The 14,894-nt window shown below is 46.0% G+C and carries 28 protein-coding genes; 2 read left to right on the top strand and 26 right to left on the bottom strand.

Annotated features, from left to right (window positions below):
• Positions 1 to 35 precede the first annotated feature (35 nt).
• From PZE06_RS23895 to PZE06_RS23875, 5 genes are all read right to left on the bottom strand, one after another.
• A complete protein-coding gene (locus PZE06_RS23895; RefSeq protein ID WP_275792075.1) occupies positions 36 to 194 on the bottom strand; it encodes a hypothetical protein in 159 nt (52 codons plus the stop codon).
• A gap of 13 nt (positions 195 to 207) precedes the next feature.
• A complete protein-coding gene (locus PZE06_RS23890) occupies positions 208 to 942 on the bottom strand; it encodes a hypothetical protein (protein WP_275792074.1) in 735 nt (244 codons plus the stop codon).
• A 638-nt stretch (positions 943 to 1,580) separates the two neighbouring features.
• Positions 1,581 to 2,099 carry a hypothetical protein gene (locus tag PZE06_RS23885; RefSeq protein ID WP_191963580.1) on the bottom strand — a complete coding sequence of 173 codons (519 nt, stop codon included), beginning with the start codon at positions 2,097 to 2,099 and terminating at the stop codon, positions 1,581 to 1,583.
• Positions 2,096 to 2,254 carry a hypothetical protein gene (locus PZE06_RS23880; protein WP_191963581.1) on the bottom strand — a complete coding sequence of 53 codons (159 nt, stop codon included), beginning with the start codon at positions 2,252 to 2,254 and terminating at the stop codon, positions 2,096 to 2,098. The genes PZE06_RS23885 and PZE06_RS23880 overlap by 4 nt, the downstream gene beginning before the upstream one ends.
• A 259-nt stretch (positions 2,255 to 2,513) precedes the next feature.
• A complete protein-coding gene (locus tag PZE06_RS23875; RefSeq protein WP_151026151.1) occupies positions 2,514 to 3,065 on the bottom strand; it encodes a hypothetical protein in 552 nt (183 codons plus the stop codon).
• A 180-nt stretch (positions 3,066 to 3,245) separates the two neighbouring features.
• Between PZE06_RS23875 and PZE06_RS23870 the strand changes: the two genes are divergently transcribed.
• Together PZE06_RS23870 and PZE06_RS23865 are read left to right on the top strand one after the other, a co-directional pair.
• Positions 3,246 to 3,446 (top strand): helix-turn-helix domain-containing protein, encoded by a 201-nt coding sequence (locus PZE06_RS23870; RefSeq protein ID WP_151026152.1) that lies wholly within the window; start codon positions 3,246 to 3,248, stop codon positions 3,444 to 3,446.
• A 31-nt stretch (positions 3,447 to 3,477) separates the two neighbouring features.
• Complete coding sequence (locus tag PZE06_RS23865; protein WP_191963582.1) at positions 3,478 to 3,687, top strand: helix-turn-helix transcriptional regulator; 210 nt, start codon at positions 3,478 to 3,480, stop codon at positions 3,685 to 3,687.
• A gap of 70 nt (positions 3,688 to 3,757) precedes the next feature.
• Here PZE06_RS23865 and PZE06_RS23860 read toward each other — a convergent pair whose 3' ends face one another.
• The 21 genes from PZE06_RS23860 to PZE06_RS23760 all read right to left on the bottom strand — a co-directional run bounded on the left by PZE06_RS23860 (position 3,758) and on the right by PZE06_RS23760 (position 14,650).
• Positions 3,758 to 4,585: a toprim domain-containing protein gene (locus PZE06_RS23860; RefSeq protein WP_275792073.1), complete on the bottom strand. Its 828-nt coding sequence runs from the start codon at positions 4,583 to 4,585 to the stop codon at positions 3,758 to 3,760.
• A gap of 127 nt (positions 4,586 to 4,712) precedes the next feature.
• A complete protein-coding gene (locus PZE06_RS23855; RefSeq protein WP_225310808.1) occupies positions 4,713 to 4,952 on the bottom strand; it encodes a helix-turn-helix domain-containing protein in 240 nt (79 codons plus the stop codon).
• Between the two features lie 25 nt (positions 4,953 to 4,977).
• Complete coding sequence (locus PZE06_RS23850) at positions 4,978 to 6,330, bottom strand: AAA family ATPase (RefSeq protein WP_151026156.1); 1,353 nt, start codon at positions 6,328 to 6,330, stop codon at positions 4,978 to 4,980.
• A 64-nt stretch (positions 6,331 to 6,394) separates the two neighbouring features.
• On the bottom strand, positions 6,395 to 6,622 hold the full coding sequence (locus tag PZE06_RS23845; RefSeq protein ID WP_151026157.1) for a hypothetical protein: 228 nt from the start codon (positions 6,620 to 6,622) through the stop codon (positions 6,395 to 6,397).
• A gap of 57 nt (positions 6,623 to 6,679) precedes the next feature.
• Positions 6,680 to 6,886 carry a hypothetical protein gene (locus PZE06_RS23840; protein WP_151026158.1) on the bottom strand — a complete coding sequence of 69 codons (207 nt, stop codon included), beginning with the start codon at positions 6,884 to 6,886 and terminating at the stop codon, positions 6,680 to 6,682.
• 187 nt (positions 6,887 to 7,073) lie between these two features.
• Complete coding sequence (locus PZE06_RS23835; protein ID WP_151026160.1) at positions 7,074 to 7,538, bottom strand: hypothetical protein; 465 nt, start codon at positions 7,536 to 7,538, stop codon at positions 7,074 to 7,076.
• Positions 7,535 to 7,729: a hypothetical protein gene (locus PZE06_RS23830; RefSeq protein WP_151026161.1), complete on the bottom strand. Its 195-nt coding sequence runs from the start codon at positions 7,727 to 7,729 to the stop codon at positions 7,535 to 7,537. The genes PZE06_RS23835 and PZE06_RS23830 overlap by 4 nt, the downstream gene beginning before the upstream one ends.
• On the bottom strand, positions 7,726 to 8,505 hold the full coding sequence (locus PZE06_RS23825; RefSeq protein ID WP_151026162.1) for a P-loop NTPase family protein: 780 nt from the start codon (positions 8,503 to 8,505) through the stop codon (positions 7,726 to 7,728). Before PZE06_RS23825 ends, PZE06_RS23830 begins: the two co-directional genes overlap by 4 nt.
• Positions 8,506 to 8,518: 13 nt before the next feature.
• Entirely contained in the window at positions 8,519 to 8,722 is a 204-nt protein-coding gene (locus tag PZE06_RS23820) for a hypothetical protein (protein ID WP_151026163.1), read from the bottom strand.
• Positions 8,697 to 8,897: a hypothetical protein gene (locus PZE06_RS23815; RefSeq protein ID WP_275792072.1), complete on the bottom strand. Its 201-nt coding sequence runs from the start codon at positions 8,895 to 8,897 to the stop codon at positions 8,697 to 8,699. Before PZE06_RS23815 ends, PZE06_RS23820 begins: the two co-directional genes overlap by 26 nt.
• Complete coding sequence (locus tag PZE06_RS23810) at positions 8,894 to 9,019, bottom strand: hypothetical protein (protein WP_263641581.1); 126 nt, start codon at positions 9,017 to 9,019, stop codon at positions 8,894 to 8,896. The genes PZE06_RS23815 and PZE06_RS23810 overlap by 4 nt, the downstream gene beginning before the upstream one ends.
• 99 nt (positions 9,020 to 9,118) lie before the next feature.
• Positions 9,119 to 9,469, bottom strand: coding sequence for a helix-turn-helix domain-containing protein (locus tag PZE06_RS23805; RefSeq protein WP_151026165.1), 351 nt, complete (start codon positions 9,467 to 9,469; stop codon positions 9,119 to 9,121).
• A 93-nt stretch (positions 9,470 to 9,562) separates the two neighbouring features.
• The gene (locus tag PZE06_RS23800; RefSeq protein WP_151026166.1) at positions 9,563 to 10,177 is read right to left on the bottom strand and encodes a hypothetical protein; all 615 of its coding nucleotides are present in this window, start codon (positions 10,175 to 10,177) and stop codon (positions 9,563 to 9,565) included.
• Between the two features lie 23 nt (positions 10,178 to 10,200).
• Positions 10,201 to 10,602, bottom strand: coding sequence for a hypothetical protein (locus tag PZE06_RS23795; RefSeq protein ID WP_151026167.1), 402 nt, complete (start codon positions 10,600 to 10,602; stop codon positions 10,201 to 10,203).
• Positions 10,589 to 10,897, bottom strand: a complete 309-nt coding sequence (locus PZE06_RS23790; protein WP_151026168.1) for a hypothetical protein — start codon at positions 10,895 to 10,897, stop codon at positions 10,589 to 10,591. The genes PZE06_RS23795 and PZE06_RS23790 overlap by 14 nt, the downstream gene beginning before the upstream one ends.
• Positions 10,898 to 11,395, bottom strand: a complete 498-nt coding sequence (locus PZE06_RS23785; RefSeq protein ID WP_151026169.1) for a hypothetical protein — start codon at positions 11,393 to 11,395, stop codon at positions 10,898 to 10,900.
• Positions 11,388 to 11,690, bottom strand: coding sequence for a hypothetical protein (locus PZE06_RS23780; RefSeq protein ID WP_151026170.1), 303 nt, complete (start codon positions 11,688 to 11,690; stop codon positions 11,388 to 11,390). The genes PZE06_RS23785 and PZE06_RS23780 overlap by 8 nt, the downstream gene beginning before the upstream one ends.
• Positions 11,690 to 12,103, bottom strand: coding sequence for a DUF1642 domain-containing protein (locus PZE06_RS23775; RefSeq protein WP_151026171.1), 414 nt, complete (start codon positions 12,101 to 12,103; stop codon positions 11,690 to 11,692). The genes PZE06_RS23780 and PZE06_RS23775 overlap by 1 nt, the downstream gene beginning before the upstream one ends.
• Before the next feature lie 227 nt (positions 12,104 to 12,330).
• Positions 12,331 to 12,792 (bottom strand): hypothetical protein, encoded by a 462-nt coding sequence (locus tag PZE06_RS23770; protein ID WP_151026172.1) that lies wholly within the window; start codon positions 12,790 to 12,792, stop codon positions 12,331 to 12,333.
• Positions 12,793 to 12,858: 66 nt separating this feature from the next.
• Positions 12,859 to 13,680 (bottom strand): hypothetical protein, encoded by an 822-nt coding sequence (locus PZE06_RS23765; protein WP_151026173.1) that lies wholly within the window; start codon positions 13,678 to 13,680, stop codon positions 12,859 to 12,861.
• 1 nt (position 13,681) lies between these two features.
• Positions 13,682 to 14,650, bottom strand: a complete 969-nt coding sequence (locus PZE06_RS23760) for a ParB/RepB/Spo0J family partition protein (RefSeq protein WP_275792071.1) — start codon at positions 14,648 to 14,650, stop codon at positions 13,682 to 13,684.
• Between the last annotated feature and the right edge of the window lie 244 nt (positions 14,651 to 14,894).

Here is a 14,894-nt window from a genome sequence, read left to right as displayed (position 1 = left end):
GAGTATTTACCGACTATTTCTGTGATATGTGCCAATTATCTCGCCTCCAATACGCTGTTCATGTTGACGAAATTCAACGCCGATAAAAGTAGCGCACAGCCAATCGTGACTGCGTCCGGCTCGAATATGCCCGCAACAAATAGCGCAAATAACACCGCCCAATAAATTGCGAAAAAATAGTTAACGTATTTCATTCGCCCACCTCCGTTAGAATTGTCTCGTAGGGTCTTCGTCCGCTTGCGCCGGCTCGCCTGCGCTTAGTCCGATTAACGACACGTCAAAGCCCGCCTTTACCAATAACTCGATTTGCTCCTTCTCGTCTGCTTCGTAAAGCAGTCCGTCAAACAGCGACATGTCGAACACGTCCGGCGCTTTATCGAAGTTAGCGCGTTGTTCCGGCGTTAACTCGTCGTCCATATCGATAACAGGCGTTAGGCTGACCGTTGTAGTCGTTCCGCTACCCGACTTCGATAACTCGAACGCCACCTTGCCGAGTTTCTTTTCGAACTTCTTAATGACCGCATGAATCGCCTGTGCCTGCGCCTTTGACACGTCAACAATAATCGGCTCGCCGCTCGTTAAGTCGAAAAATCCCATTGCGAATCGTTGCTTGGCGCGATACTTGCCCGCTTCTTGCCCGTGGTGGTCGCTGAAATCTTCCGACAAGTCCTTGTGATATTTCCACGCTTTGTCCCACGGCGTCAAATTTTCGACCGGAAAGCCTTTCGCCGATTTCTTCGACGGGTTCGCCGCCACGAACGAGTTGACTTGCTTGTAAATACCGTAGCTGTAGAACGAAATTAAGTCGGCTGTGCCTAGCACCTTGACCATGAACGAACTACCGCTTTTGAACGAAGTAAATTCCGTTTTTGCCCCGCCCCCGCCTTCGTTTGTGTCGTTGAGCGTGTTTAGCGCATCTGCTCCGCTTTGATATTGACTCATCCGTTTTCCTCCTTTTATTTTCGGCTAATTTGTCGAGCGCCGGACAGGATGTATCGGTACGTACTGCGCTAGGGGATTACGCCCATTATTGCGTCAATACATCGTCGGTAATGCTCGCGATGCCCTTGCGTTTCAGCTTCGCAAAATGGTAGCGAAGCATACTCGGCAATGACGCATTACCTTAGTTCCCGCGCCCGCTAGCGCCCTCAATACGTCTTTCCCACCCGCGTGGCACGCAGGCAGGCGTCCGGGGCCAGTTCCCCGAACCTTCCGTATTGACAACGCTAGCCGACGCAGGCTGACCGCCTTGCCCGTCAGTCCGCTCAGCAAATCCGGACGTCCAAACCCTTCGCGGCGTGCGTTGTGGCGCACTGCCAGCGTTTCAATAGGTACGGACTCAACCACAACTCCGCCGTACGGGTTTTTCGCGAGCATGGCGTCCCACGCCCGTCGCAAGTTATCGAATAGCAAGTCGAAACCATATCAGCGTTATTAGCGTAATGTGGCGACCGAATTACTTAACGACTGCCTCAATAACCTCCGACGGACGCCGGCGCCGGCTTATTCGCCGCTCGCCTTCCACGCCGCGCCGATGATATAGGCGCACATTAGAAACGAATAGATTCCGATTACCTCCGTCATAGAAAAGCCGCAACTCCTTGCGCCGTGCGAGTCATTTCTCGCTTGGCTTCGATTATTTCGCCATGCAATGCGTCTATTTGCGTCATTAATTCGTCTATTTGACCTTGAATAATCGCCTTAACTTTCGGACTGCGCGCCTTTAATTGATTCAATTTCCGATTAGCAACAACGAGTTCCAGTTCCGCAATCTTAATCGAGTTTATACGTTCGACCTTGCGTGCCTGGCGCCTTGCTTTATCAAGTTCGCGCTGAACCGTTTTCCGAACCTTATCGGCAACGGAATGTTTATACGGCTTAGCGACCGTAATGATTTTGTCGGAACATTCCGCGAGAATGAACATGACGCCATCGTTGACGAACAAGCGCCGTACACCGTCGCCATTGTCCGCTATAATATCCGAGATAAACTTTGCGCCTCGAAAGCGCGCTTTAATCCAATCCTCCGCAGCGTTCAAGCGCACATTAAAACGTTCTGCTGCCCGTTCCATTGCGTGCTTTGTTACCGAAACTGTCATCCGAGACGCACCGCCTTTATCGGACCGACTTTTATGTAATCGGCGCGGTCTTCCGTGGAATCATATATGTCTAAAGAACGAAATTTTAATTCGTCGTTTACTTTCGTTAATTTCGTAAGTATGTCGCAAGTATTGATACGACGGCGTTTTTTCATATTAATAACCTCCTCGTAGTGTAAACCGTTCTTAATATGGTAAATAATTTTGTTCAAACTTGTTTACAACGTTAGGTTGTTTGGCTATAATAAGATATGAAGTAACAACAAATAGACGCACTCAAACAAACCTATCTTTTATAGGTGTTTCGATATTCAGAGTGAAAGACGTAATGCCTAAGCGCCTTTCACTCTGAACCATACTCTCCATTTTTAATGCCAATTTTTTAATGGGGATGTGTTATAATTACTCTGAGTGTCAGATAGCTGCCAACTTTCTTTGACACTCTACCTTGAACCTTTGGATAAACCTTCTATGACCTGATGTTTTATTTCCGAAACGTTCTGCCAAAACTACGGAAAGTTCAGAGTCATTTATGTATCCGGTATACCAAAGATTCAAGATTACTTTTTTTCTTTCGTCACCTTGAGAAATCTTGGTGACGATTTCTTTTTGTCTAATTTTATTCAATACTTTGGATTCTATATCCTCGGTGGAATCCGCCACCTCGTAGGCTTGTCCATTATCTCCACCATCCTCTGCCAAAGATTGAATAGAAATCGTTTGGGTAGCCCCTCGATTCTTAATATGCCAAGCTTCCGCTCTTCGAATTATCCTTGTAGCCAAACCTATTAACGACATATAGTCATAAGTTTTCAACGCAATTCCGATGTTTCTGTAACATGTATGCTCGAATGAGGTAACATCGTTCAGTTTGTACCAAATCCTTTCGGAAGCTTCTGAAACTAGCCTCACAACTTCTGGGTGCTTCATAGCCTCCTCAATAAATATTAAGTTTTTATTCTTCAAATCTACTTAACCTCCTTTTTATTTAACTACTAAAGTAGGATACAACGCTTTGACATTTTGCACCAACTATATTAAAAATATAAAATAATTTTCGAAAATGTTGGGAATGTTGTATAATTTTGTTATATTTAATAATACTATTAACCTTTATTTTTGTAAAGGTAAAAGTGAGGTGTTTTTATGATTTCATATGAACCGTTATTTAAAACTATTGAAGAAAAAGAAACATCTTTAATAGAAATTGAAAATGCTGTTAGGCTCAGTTCTTCGGTTACAGCGAAATTTCGCAAGAATCAGCATGTTTCTCTTGGTACAATAGAAAAAATTTGTTTATATCTCAATGTTCCAATAGAAAAAGTTGTTGCAATTAAGAAAAAGTAAAATATGGGCGCTCTCCGTTGGAGGTATTACATTGGACGTTATCGTTATATGTAAACTTCGCGACCGACGTAAAGCGCAAGGACTGTCACAGAGAGATTTAGGGGCACTCGTTAATATTGACCATAAAGCAATAGGCAACTACGAGACTAACAAAACTAAGATGAATATTTTAACAGCAGCTAAACTCGCAATCGTGTTAAATTGTAAAATTGATGATTTATACGAATATAGACGTAACTAGCGTCGGTCGCAGGTGGTCTATGGAGGTCACCTGCGGACGCGGGGTATAAAAACACCCCAATATAAATAAATTATATCGTAATATTTGTAATATTGACGCATAATTTGTCGACATTTATCGACGAATCAAGAAAATCTTGGATATTTTCCCCTTTCATCAGCGCCTCGTTCGTATCCTTAATCCCTTGCGGCTTATCGATTTTTCGTATATCGACGTACCTCCGTAATTTGTCGAATGCTTGCGAAGCGAATTTATGACCCGCCTTATCGTTATCCCCCGAAATATATAGCGTTTTAATTGGCGAACGCTTGATAATGTCCGCTTGTTTATTTGTAAACGTAGCGCCGCCCACTGCAATCCCATACGCGCCAACTGTTCGCCAGCATAGCGCATCAATTTCCGCTTCTTCCAGCACCGCCACCTCCGCCGAATTGTTCCAAACGCTATCGATTCCGTAAACTAACTCACGTACTGGCGTTGCGCCACGGTGATACCAAAACGTCTTTCCGTATACAGTTCGATATTTAACGTTACGTAATCGTCCATTTGCGTCAAACCACGGGATTACAACCGCTCGGCTTTTCGAGTCATATCGTATGCCCGCTAACCGTTGTACATTTTCGATGATGCCGCGACCTGCCAAATACGAATAATCTTCCGAATAGACGGCAAGGAGGGTCGGCGATAATTCAATCGCCCGTGTGTCCCTCGCCTTAAGTTTCGGCATTCTTAGCGTAATCTTGTCGCCATTATCGAAGTCTCGTCCGTATAACTCGAGCAAATAGTCCTCGGCTTCTTCGTACGTTTCGTTCCGTAAAAACGCGAGCAACTTAACGAATCCACCTTTCGCCCATTCCTCGTCGTACGCCCCGCTGTCCGCCCACGTTCCTGCGTACATGCCTTCGAGATTGACGAAAAAGGATGGCGTATTATCGTAACGGAACGGACTAGCCGCGATTAATTTACCGCTTGTCCAACGCGGCCTTGTCCAGTCAAATTGCTCGAGTTCTTCGCGAATGTCGACATCAACCGACTGATTGCGTATTTTGATTGTCGTCATACATGCGCTCGCCTCCCGCCATTTTAGTTGTAAGCGTTATCTCCAATCCAAGCACGTCGCATATATGACACAACGACTTATAATCGATGTTTCCGGTCTTTTCGTATTTACTTATTCTTTGCTGTGAATATCCGGTAAGGCGAGCAAGCTCTTGTTGTGTTAAGCCCGCCGCCATACGGAACTTTTTTATCTGTCCGCCTATCATTCTCGCCACCGCCTCTCTTATCATATTAAAAGTCGAAATGACTCGCTACTGCTTCGCCCGTTTCCAACTCGCGCACAACGCCCACACTCGGAATGTATAAAATTTCGCCGACTTCGCCCTCGCCGCCATCGCGCCCTTTGTTCAAGCCGATAAGCCCGCGCCCTTGTTTGTAGTCGGTATCGATTCCGATAAGCAGATACGCATCCTCGAGCAGTTGCTTCGTTTTCTTAACGTCCTCGCGCGCCGGTATTTGTAGTTCGCGGTTTCCTTCCTCGTCCTCCGTTTGCTTACCTTCGTCCGCCTGTGTAATCGCAAAGATAACGGTCTGCGTCCGTCCTGCAAGGTGCCGCAACTTTTTCGAGGTTTCAGCCGCGTCGCCGCCCGCCGTCTTGCTCGTATTGCGCTCATAATCGAGGTAATAAAACGGGTCTAGCACGACGACGTCCGCTTTTGTCGCAAGGATGTCCGCTTCAAGTTGGCGCAGTGTGCGATTGTTAAAGTCCTCGTCGTCTACCGCTCGCACCGTAATATTGCCGGGGATTTGCTCGTTAATGGTGTCGACGAAGAATCGGAACGCTGTTTCGAACTCAGGCGTTAGCTTACCGTAACGAACCTCGCTCGAGTCGAAGCCTGCCGACAAGTCCATGCCGTGAGTGTTCGCAGTAGTTACGCCTTGCCTTCCGCTTAGGCTGACGAATATGCGCACCCACACCTCGAACCATCCCATTTCCATCGCCCAAATAAGCACGTTCGCCCCTTGCGTTGCGGCTTCGAGCGCTTCCTCGAGCGTAACAACCGACTTGCCACGCCCTGACTTGCCGTAAACTGTGTACACGTTCGACGACACGTAGCCGCCGACTGACCGGTTAATGAAGTCGAACTTCGATTTCCATAGGCGGAACGATTCGCCGGCTTTGCGTCGGTCATATTCGCTCATAAACTTTTCGCCAACTGTTCGCAAATCTGTTCCGAGTGTCTCACGAACGTTTGTTCTTATTTTAATCGATTCTACTTCGGATTGCAACCAGTCGAATAGCGAAAATATATCTTTGCGCCCGAGTTCGTCGAATTTTTGCGGAAGCCCATTTTCCGCCAATTTTACGAATTCGAGCATCGCCGATTGTTCCTTAACCTTACGCGTCAAATATTCGTAGCTGTCGCCGACCTGTGGCGAATAAACGAAGTCGGGACATTCCGCTGCTACTGTTGCGTATGATGGCGCCTGCCCGCGATTCTGCGTTGCATAGTCATTAATGAAGCGAAAGACCTGTCTATCGCCTTCCGTCGGTAGCATGCGCTCGGTGATGCCGAAACGAGTTAGCGCGGCGACGTCGTTTGAATCGATAACTTTCGAGAATAATAGTTGCGCTTCGTGCATGCGTTCGACCTCCTTTGCTTTACTTTTCTATCATTTTGTTTCGCTAAAGACTCGGAAAGAGACATTACTCTCCAATTCCGTATTCTTCAGCATAGTTTTCCAAATGCTCCAAAATTGTACTTTCAATCGCATCTGTAAGACGATCTAAAAATTCATCAGACTCCATTAATTTCATTGTAAGAGCTGTCTTTCTAGCCTTACTCATTAAAGCTACATCTTCGTATCCAATGTTTCCGTTGTTGTCATTTAAAGCATCCATAATTACAATTGCTGTTGCATCTCTTAATTTCATATAAAATTCCTCCTTTTTTATGTCGCTTCATATTTCTGGAACGAAACATATTGCTTATTATGATGCGTCAAAGTGCATTTTGAACGTTTTACCACAACCGTATTCCCATTCATCATCGCAAGTGATTTCATAAGTCCTTCCGCATTCACTCATATCATCTTCTTGCCATTCCATTCCGCAATATGGACACTGAATGCTCGTTGCTAATACCGAAACCTCAGTGTCAGCATAAGTACGATAAATTTCTTTCATTTTTTTGGACATTTAGGAACCTCCCTGTTTAAATTCGGTTCATATTTTCCATGCGTATCATATCCGCATCGTTTACAATATCCAGCTTGTTCAACGTCATAGCTCCAATATCCCATACTTACAGTGTAAGTCTCCCAATTGTGACCTTTATATTTACACATAAGTCGTTTGAAATAATTAAACATTTTAATTCACTTCCTTACTCTTGTGTTAACTTCCGCAACTCCGCATCTATCGCCATTATCCGCTCACCATACGCTTCGTCATTCGTTCGCTCCAACGCCTTCCGGTACCACTCGCGCATATCTAGCAAGTTATCGATTTGCTCGGCGCGCTCCTTCCGCTCGGTCTTGCGTCTTTCCGCCAATTCCCTTGCGGTCGGCTTGCGCGGTTGCCCGAAACTATAAAACGTCGCGAAATCTATTCCGACGATTAAATCGGTCGCATCAAACGCCTGCTCTCCCGCCGGCGTCAAGTCGCTCTCATCCGCCTCGAGCCATTCCGCAGTTACGACGTCGTGCAACTCGTAAACTAACTCCGTCCATTGCTCGTCGGGGTATGCGTAATCTTCGCGTCGGTAGCCGTCGACCTGGAACACGCGAGGAAAATAGCCGGCAACATAGACGCGGTCGCCGAACGCAAATTTCGGGTTTATCGGTTTCATTCGGTCGCCTCCTTATCCTCGATTAAAACTGCGTACATTTTACGATAGCCATCTTTAGGATTATGCCAAACGCTACCTTCACCCTGACCTGAGTATCTACGAATTTTCGAGCCGTTTGACCATACGCTAACAACGTTAGCAACTTCGTAACCGTCTGCCGTAAGTTTCTCCTTTAATTCGTCTCGACTCATTTCCGCATTCCCCTCCTACTTTTACCTTCGAATTCAATCGTAGCACACATATCTCGCATCCTATCGTATAGCCTTGCGTCAAACACTTGCGCCATATCCTCGATTGCTAGATTCGAAGTATACACGGTCGGCAGTCCGTTAGCCGTGCGGTAGTTAATAATCGTATGCAAATCGCCCCTAAATGCGTCACTCGCACCGCGCACACCAATATCGTCGAGAACAGCGAACGGCGCAAGCTTCGCGCGCTCCATCGCTTGGTAATACGGACGGCTATACTGCTCGGCGATGTCCTGCGGAACATTGCTGCGGTTAAAGCCGAGAAACAACGTCTGCCAGTTATTTACGTCCAAAAAATACGCCGGCTGCTGCATCGGTTGCTTGCCACGCTTGATACTGCCGATATAATGTGCGATTAACCACTCGTTTAGCACGGCGCTTGCCGTCGTAGTTTTGCCGGTGCCTGGTGATGCAGACCAAAGGTACAGCGACTTAATTCGTCCCGAGTTTTCCGAGAATTGTCGTTCAAATGTCGCAATATAAGCGTCGATTAATCGATAAGCCTCCGTCTGACTCGCGCGCGCTGGCGAATTTACTGCCGTGGTCAGCCGATAATCAGCCGGCACATTGGCGAGCCCCGCGCGTCCCGACTTGCCGGTCATTCCGTGCATGCCGATAAAGTGCGAACACGTGCGATTGCATGACGGTGAGTTTGCGAGTTTACATTGCGCCGATAGTATGCAGTGCTGCGCATGAGTATTTTCGTGTGTGTTCGTCATCATATCGCCTCCCTTACGGTAACCACCCGTCGTAATCGACTGGCTTAATTACTTCTACTTTAATCCGCTGAGTGTGCGTTATTTCTTTTTCGTTCAACTTACGCCTCAATGAGCGAATCTCTGCTCGTAGTAGTTGGTGATCGGTTTTTATTAGTTCGAACTCTTTTTCTAACGCACGCAGTTTTCGAGAGTCACTCTCTTTCCATTTGCGGAACAACACGCCACGCCCCTTTCCGTTCGGTTTCCGTCATGCCTGCGCGATTAAACACGCAAGCCTGCTCGCCTATCATTTTCGGCTGTAATTCCGCAGTCGTATAACGCCTGCCTACTGCGCTAACGATTGCGGATGAGTTGCCTTCGGTTAGATTTCGTATGGCTTGTACGATTGTCATTCTGATTCCTCCGCCCAAAATCCGAAAATATCGTCGATTTCGTTTCGCGTTTTATAGTACGTTCGGAGTGTGTACGTTCCGTTGACGACGATTTCCTCGATTTTCTCGACCGCATTTTCCAATTCGCAGTCACCTTCCGCCTCTTGTATGGTGAAATTCCATCGTACATGTCGTTAGTCCTTTTACGCTTGCCATTCGGCGTCACCTCCGTTTTATTGTTGCTAGTCGACAAATCCGTATTTCTTCCGCAATTTGTTTAGCCTTTCGATTGCCTCAGGGCTTGGCGGCTGACTCTTAATATGCTCAAGTTTTTCCTTGTACTCTTCGGTAAAGCATACTTTTAGTACGGTGTCTGCCGGAACACCCATGATAGTTAGAGCCAAAATATCATCTCTGCCGAACTCCTTAAGCCAGTCCATATATAAGTTAAACATGACTGACATCTTCGCATTTTCCAGCTTGCTTATCACACTTGTATCGTAATTAAATAACTCGGCAACATCAGCTTGCGTGTACCCTGCATCCTTTCTTACTCTTTGTAATATTCTCCCTGCGTCTGCGTTTGTGAACATGTCTAAAACCTCTTTTCGAATTATTTGAGGTTAGTATATCACCTAACTTTCGATAGTTTAATAGTATGTTCTAAATCGGCATATTTCTCGAATCTACTCACGCGTATCATCGACGACCTTTCCATAACCCTTCTCGATAAAATTACGCTCAGAGCCAACCGCTATCTCTCCGGTTCTGCCGCTTTTCGTTTTTACGGAGATAGTGTCGTATGACAGCACGTCAATTACGTCGCCCTCACGCACCTCCGTCGGCTGTGGCGCGTTTAAATATTCCGCAGGCACTGCGAGTCCTAGCGCACGGCGAAGCGCAATTGCCTTGCCTATGTGAGCGTTAAAGCAATCGGTCGGCGCACACTTGGCGATTCCTTTTGCGCGAACTTTACCTGAACCTACACCTAGAAGTAGTACAACAACTGTACGCTTTTCCGCGTTTACGATAAATTTCGCATTGCAACCGAAAATCCCTCTAACTCTATAAAATGCGTTGTTATAGCCGGATTTCAACTCCGCCACATCGCGCTTCGCCTGCTCGACGATTGCGTCGCGTTGGGCTTGCGCTGTGGTTGTCATGAGGGCGCCCATTTGTTCGTCGAATTTACCTTGCTGATAGCCTTCGTAATAGGCGCGTCGTCTTAACGCTGTTACTGCGTCATCTACATGCGATACCAATTCGTCGTAACTCATTTCCGAAAAATTTATGTTTACCATTCCGCATTCCTCCCCGTTTTTAATTAAAGCCAATCGAACAATTCGTCTTCGTCAATCTGCATTTCCTGTCGTCGTTCTTTCGCCTCCTTCGCCCGCTTGAACTCCGCCAACACTCTCGGCAATATTCGCGCCCGCTGATACGTAAACATGAACGCAAAGTTGAGTCCGGGGTACTGCGCCGTCGGGCGATACTCCGCGAAGCAAGCGTCAATAAACGCCCGCAAAACTTCCGCCCCGTGTTCGGCTAGCATCGTCTTGAGCCAGCGTCCTTCAATGCCGTAGTTTCTCGTTGTGTAGGCGATGCCGTAGCGTCGTTCGTGCTCGTCCTTTAAGTACGCTTGGAATGTTGCGACCGTCCATTCTGTCGTTTTGCGGTTGCGCCAGTCCCTCGGATTTGCCTTCGCTGGTGGTTTACGTTCGGTCATGTGTAATCGCCGCCTTTGCGATTCTAATAACGTCCGATAATGTTTCAGCATCGCCTTCCAATATCGTTTCTAATGCGTCCTTGTACTTATAACGGTCGTCATACATTCGCTTATTTGCGGCTACCATAATCCCGTGCTCTTCCTTCAACCGCTCGACCTCCGCTAGTAACTTAGGTATGTCCTTTCTCGCACTTATCATCATACGTGTGTCCTCACTGCTGCCTGGTCCGGAATCTAACGCCATTTCCGCGCGCTCCTTTATCGCTTGTAATTCCGCGTCAGTTAATCGTTCCATTTACTCGTCCTCCTCAATATCAACGTAAATACTTCCGCCATCTTCTGCGATTTCCTCCGGTGTCATGCCTGCTTCTAAGTCAACAATGCCGGTTTCTTTCCATTTTTCGAACATTATCTGCGGATACTTAGCGCGATGACAGTCTTGGCCAAATCCGTCCGGAACGTGTTTAAATGTCCGAATTAGTTCCGTTAAGCAGTCCTCACATAAGTCGAATCCCCACGATTCCATGTCGTAACGACTCCCGTACCCAAAATGCAGTGAAAACCGCTGAAATTCATTAGCGCCCCACTCGCGTTCGTAATCCTCGCCTTGTAAACCGGCAGTCTTACCGCATTTATTACATGTTACCGACAGCGGCAACCGCTCCATCCTCGTTAGTACTACTTCCTTCTCCTCGTAAGTACGCATTTTTACCGCCTTCCTTTCGCTTGAATTTATCGGCATTTCAGCCGTTGTTTGCCCGCCGATACCTATTAGTCTAGCGCGATTAATCAATCCGTTTTTCTTCGGCTGTACTCGTCGTTTTCGGGCGCAAATGCCGCGCTTGCTCCGCCATCCTTTTGCGCTGTTCCTCCGTATACACGCGTTCTTTTTTCATCGCCACTTGCTTATCGGTCAGCACCGCCTTGACTGCGATTGGGCTTCCGTTGTCGTCAACTTCGAGAACGTCGACGTCGACTAGCGATTGGAGTTTGCGAATGTGCTTCGGCACGGTCGAGTATGCGCGCCATTCGTTCGTTTCCGTTTCGTATACGAGCGTCGTTTCTTGTTCGCTGCGAGGATACGCCATTATTCGTCAGCCTCCTTCGGCGTGGAATCTGCGTTGATGCCTTCGATTTTGATTCCGAGGATGTTTAGCGTTTTTATAATTCCGATTACTTGCCCGCGATATAGAGCGCGGTCTAAAGGATCCGGTAGCATCGAACGTCGATATTTCGACATATCAAACAACTCGCGCAGCTTATCTTCGGGCGACTGTTCGATTTCGTAACCGTTAACGAGTGCGGTTATTATCAAATCCTCGCGTTTTGTCGTTTCGTCCTCTTCGCACCAATCATGCAATTTTTCGAGTCTGCTGTCCGATATGCTTTTACGACCTTTTCCGTAATAACGCAAAGATTCGATAATATTAAATAGAGAATACTCCGTTTTGACTGCTCCTAAAACCTCGGCAACCTCGCGTGGTAAAGTTACTTTGTTCATTCGTTTATTCCTCCTTTTTATTTAAATACATTGCGACTACTCACTATCGTTCGTACTCGCTACGCTTCTTTTTCGCGAAAAGTTATTAATCTATTAAAGCGCAGCGACAATGCAATGAAATGGAATTGGCGCAATGTATTTATTCTTTTTAAAAGAATTCTTTTTAATATATTCTTTTTCATTAACGCTAGCGTAGAGTTAAATCTCCGCCACCGTAGAGCTAATCTTCACGCCGATAGATTACTGCCCTTCTCCTTTCCGAGTAACTTGCCGATTGACCCGCCCTGTTTCGCAATTACTGCGCACAACCTTTCGGCAATTTGCGTCTCTTGTTCTCGAAACTGTGCGCGCTCTAACGGGTCATGTACGATGTAAATAATTTTATCCTTACCGCGACCGCTAGGCTTGCGCTCAATCGTGACGAGTCCGCTCGCTTCGAGGATTTCGTCGAGTATCGGCAGCGTCGAGAATGAAAGTTGAAACTTTTCCGTTACCTTGCTCCGTCCGTTCCACGCCTTGCCTTGGTCGAAACTTGCGACGTCGTTATTTCGATAGCGTAATAGATACAGATAATACAACGTTGCTTTGTCGCCGATATACGGATGGTATAAGTCGAATAGTTCGTGGAACATGAGCGAGAATCCTGTGCGGGTCTGCCCTGTGCGAATGTATGCGTTTGATTGCGTCATGTGTCGTTAGCACCTCCCGTTTTGATGTTCGAATGTCAAGCGCTTGCCTAATGCGTTAGACTTTCGTTATGCGATATTTCCAAATCCTGTCATTTTAGCAATCTTGCGGAATAGCGCAGGATGTTTTTTCGCCATTCGGGAAAGTAACTCTTCTGCAAAACGGTCAGTTTTCGTATGATTAAGTTTTATGCTTTCTTCGGAGTTGATTTCATTGAATAACTCAACTTGCCCGATTCTTCGGTTGAAGTATGGGTCAAGGCGCAATATCTCTTGTAGAATTTCAGTTAAATCTATTTCATCCGCGAATTGTAATAAAGCTAATCCGTCTATTTCCGATACTCCTGCGTGCCGAAGTATAGTCTTAAACATACTTTCGTTTCTTAGAGCACGGCGCATCAACGCAACGTCAATCTTCTTTCGTGCTTGCTCCGGCATCTCACCACCACCTAGTCGTGTGTAATATGCCGACTCAATCATAGCGGCTTCACGCATAGCCAAAAAGAAATCATAGTCACTTGTACCTGTTTTCTTTAAAGTCCTACTAATACTTGCGGATGTCTCCAGAACATACTCCACCGATGCGTTCGCTCTTTCTATCGCGGTAGTAACAGTCATTTTACCTAATTCACCAATTTCGTGTGCGTAATCTTGCGCCCATAAATTTGGTCTAAACGTGTGAAGTAAGTGAGCGTTACCTTCTCCTTTTCGAATAATTCCTTTATCACGTAAAGGCAGAGTTACGAACGGCATTTCTTCAACAATCTCCGCAGCAGCTTCGATTCTAGTTAAATGTAATCCTTTCGTAAAATGTTCGCGAGTAACCATCTTTTCAAAATTGGAAAATACCTTTTTACCTACGATTTGCTTAGTAGTTTTAATGTTTTTCATATTAATTACCTCCACTTAGTTTATTTAATAATTCATTTATCACCGCTAATACTTCTGCATCGTCGTCACTGTCTGCCGTTTGTCCAAGCGCTAATACGCACGACCTTGTTAACGTCAATAATTGACTTCTTGCGCTTTCCTTGACCTCAGGTTTTGCTTCGTTCATTTTTTCACTTTCGTCCAACACTTCAACGGTAAGTGAAAGCGCCTTTTTACGCATTTGGACTAAACGGTTATTCAATTCGTGAGCCGGTCGGCTTTCGTCAATTTGCGGTAGGCTTGATTCGTGCTCGGCTAATTCTTTTATTCTTTTTCTCTCAGACTCTATCGGGTTTTCCTGCGGCTGTTCTTGCGGTTGCTCGTCACGTTTCATTTCCGCATGAGCCTTTCCGATTGAATATGAGCCGTCGAATACTTTCGCGTATAGGTCTTGTCGGTTGCGTTTTACTGCTAGAAGAAAATACACATTCCTAGAGCTAATTCCCACTTTTCTCGCTATAATTTCCGCAACTTCCCCTTCTGAACCCCCCTGAATTTTTTCAGTAGGGTCTATCGCTTTGCCTAATCGCATTCTTTCTTCTGCTTTTTTTCTTTCGTCTTCGTAATATAGGTTTATTAGGATCGCAGCCTTCTGTCCTTTTTTTAAGTCGTCACGACCTAGCTTTGTTTCCGTAATATACGTTGCAATGTCGTCCTCGGGAATGTCCTCAAAGACAACTCGTACACTTTCGATACCTAACTCTTTCGCGGCTCTTAGCCGGTGTTTACCATCGATAACTCGAAAGCCCCTCGTCGCTACAATCGGTTGTAGTATTCCGTTAGTTGCGATGCCTGCTTTAAACACTAGCCAAGCCTTTTCATTCATATTCGGTGATAACTCAGACTGAATGCTGTGCTCCGTCAATTGCGAGGTTGCGACCTCAATTACTTGCGAAGCACCACCGCCTTTAATTACGTTTTGTTCCACCATAAGCACCTCCATTTTATTTCTGTATGTTATATATGCGTTGGTGTAGATTTTTAGGCGATGTTCAATGAGCCTTACACTAATGAAGGATACAAGTAATTATGAATTTGCACCAAGAACATAAGAAAAACCGGGCATAGCCCGGTCCTTTTCATGGTTAGAGAATATCCGATAATTTGTACTCTATGCCATGTACCCCTTTATAATACTCAGGATACATTTCACCCCCACATTTTTCACATGCAAA

This window comes from Robertmurraya sp. DFI.2.37, assembly GCF_029211245.1.
Classification (GTDB): domain Bacteria; phylum Bacillota; class Bacilli; order Bacillales; family Cytobacillaceae; genus Robertmurraya; species Robertmurraya methanolica_A.
The sequence above is the reverse complement of the archived record's forward strand: the minus strand, read 5'-3'. Positions and strand labels throughout refer to the sequence as shown.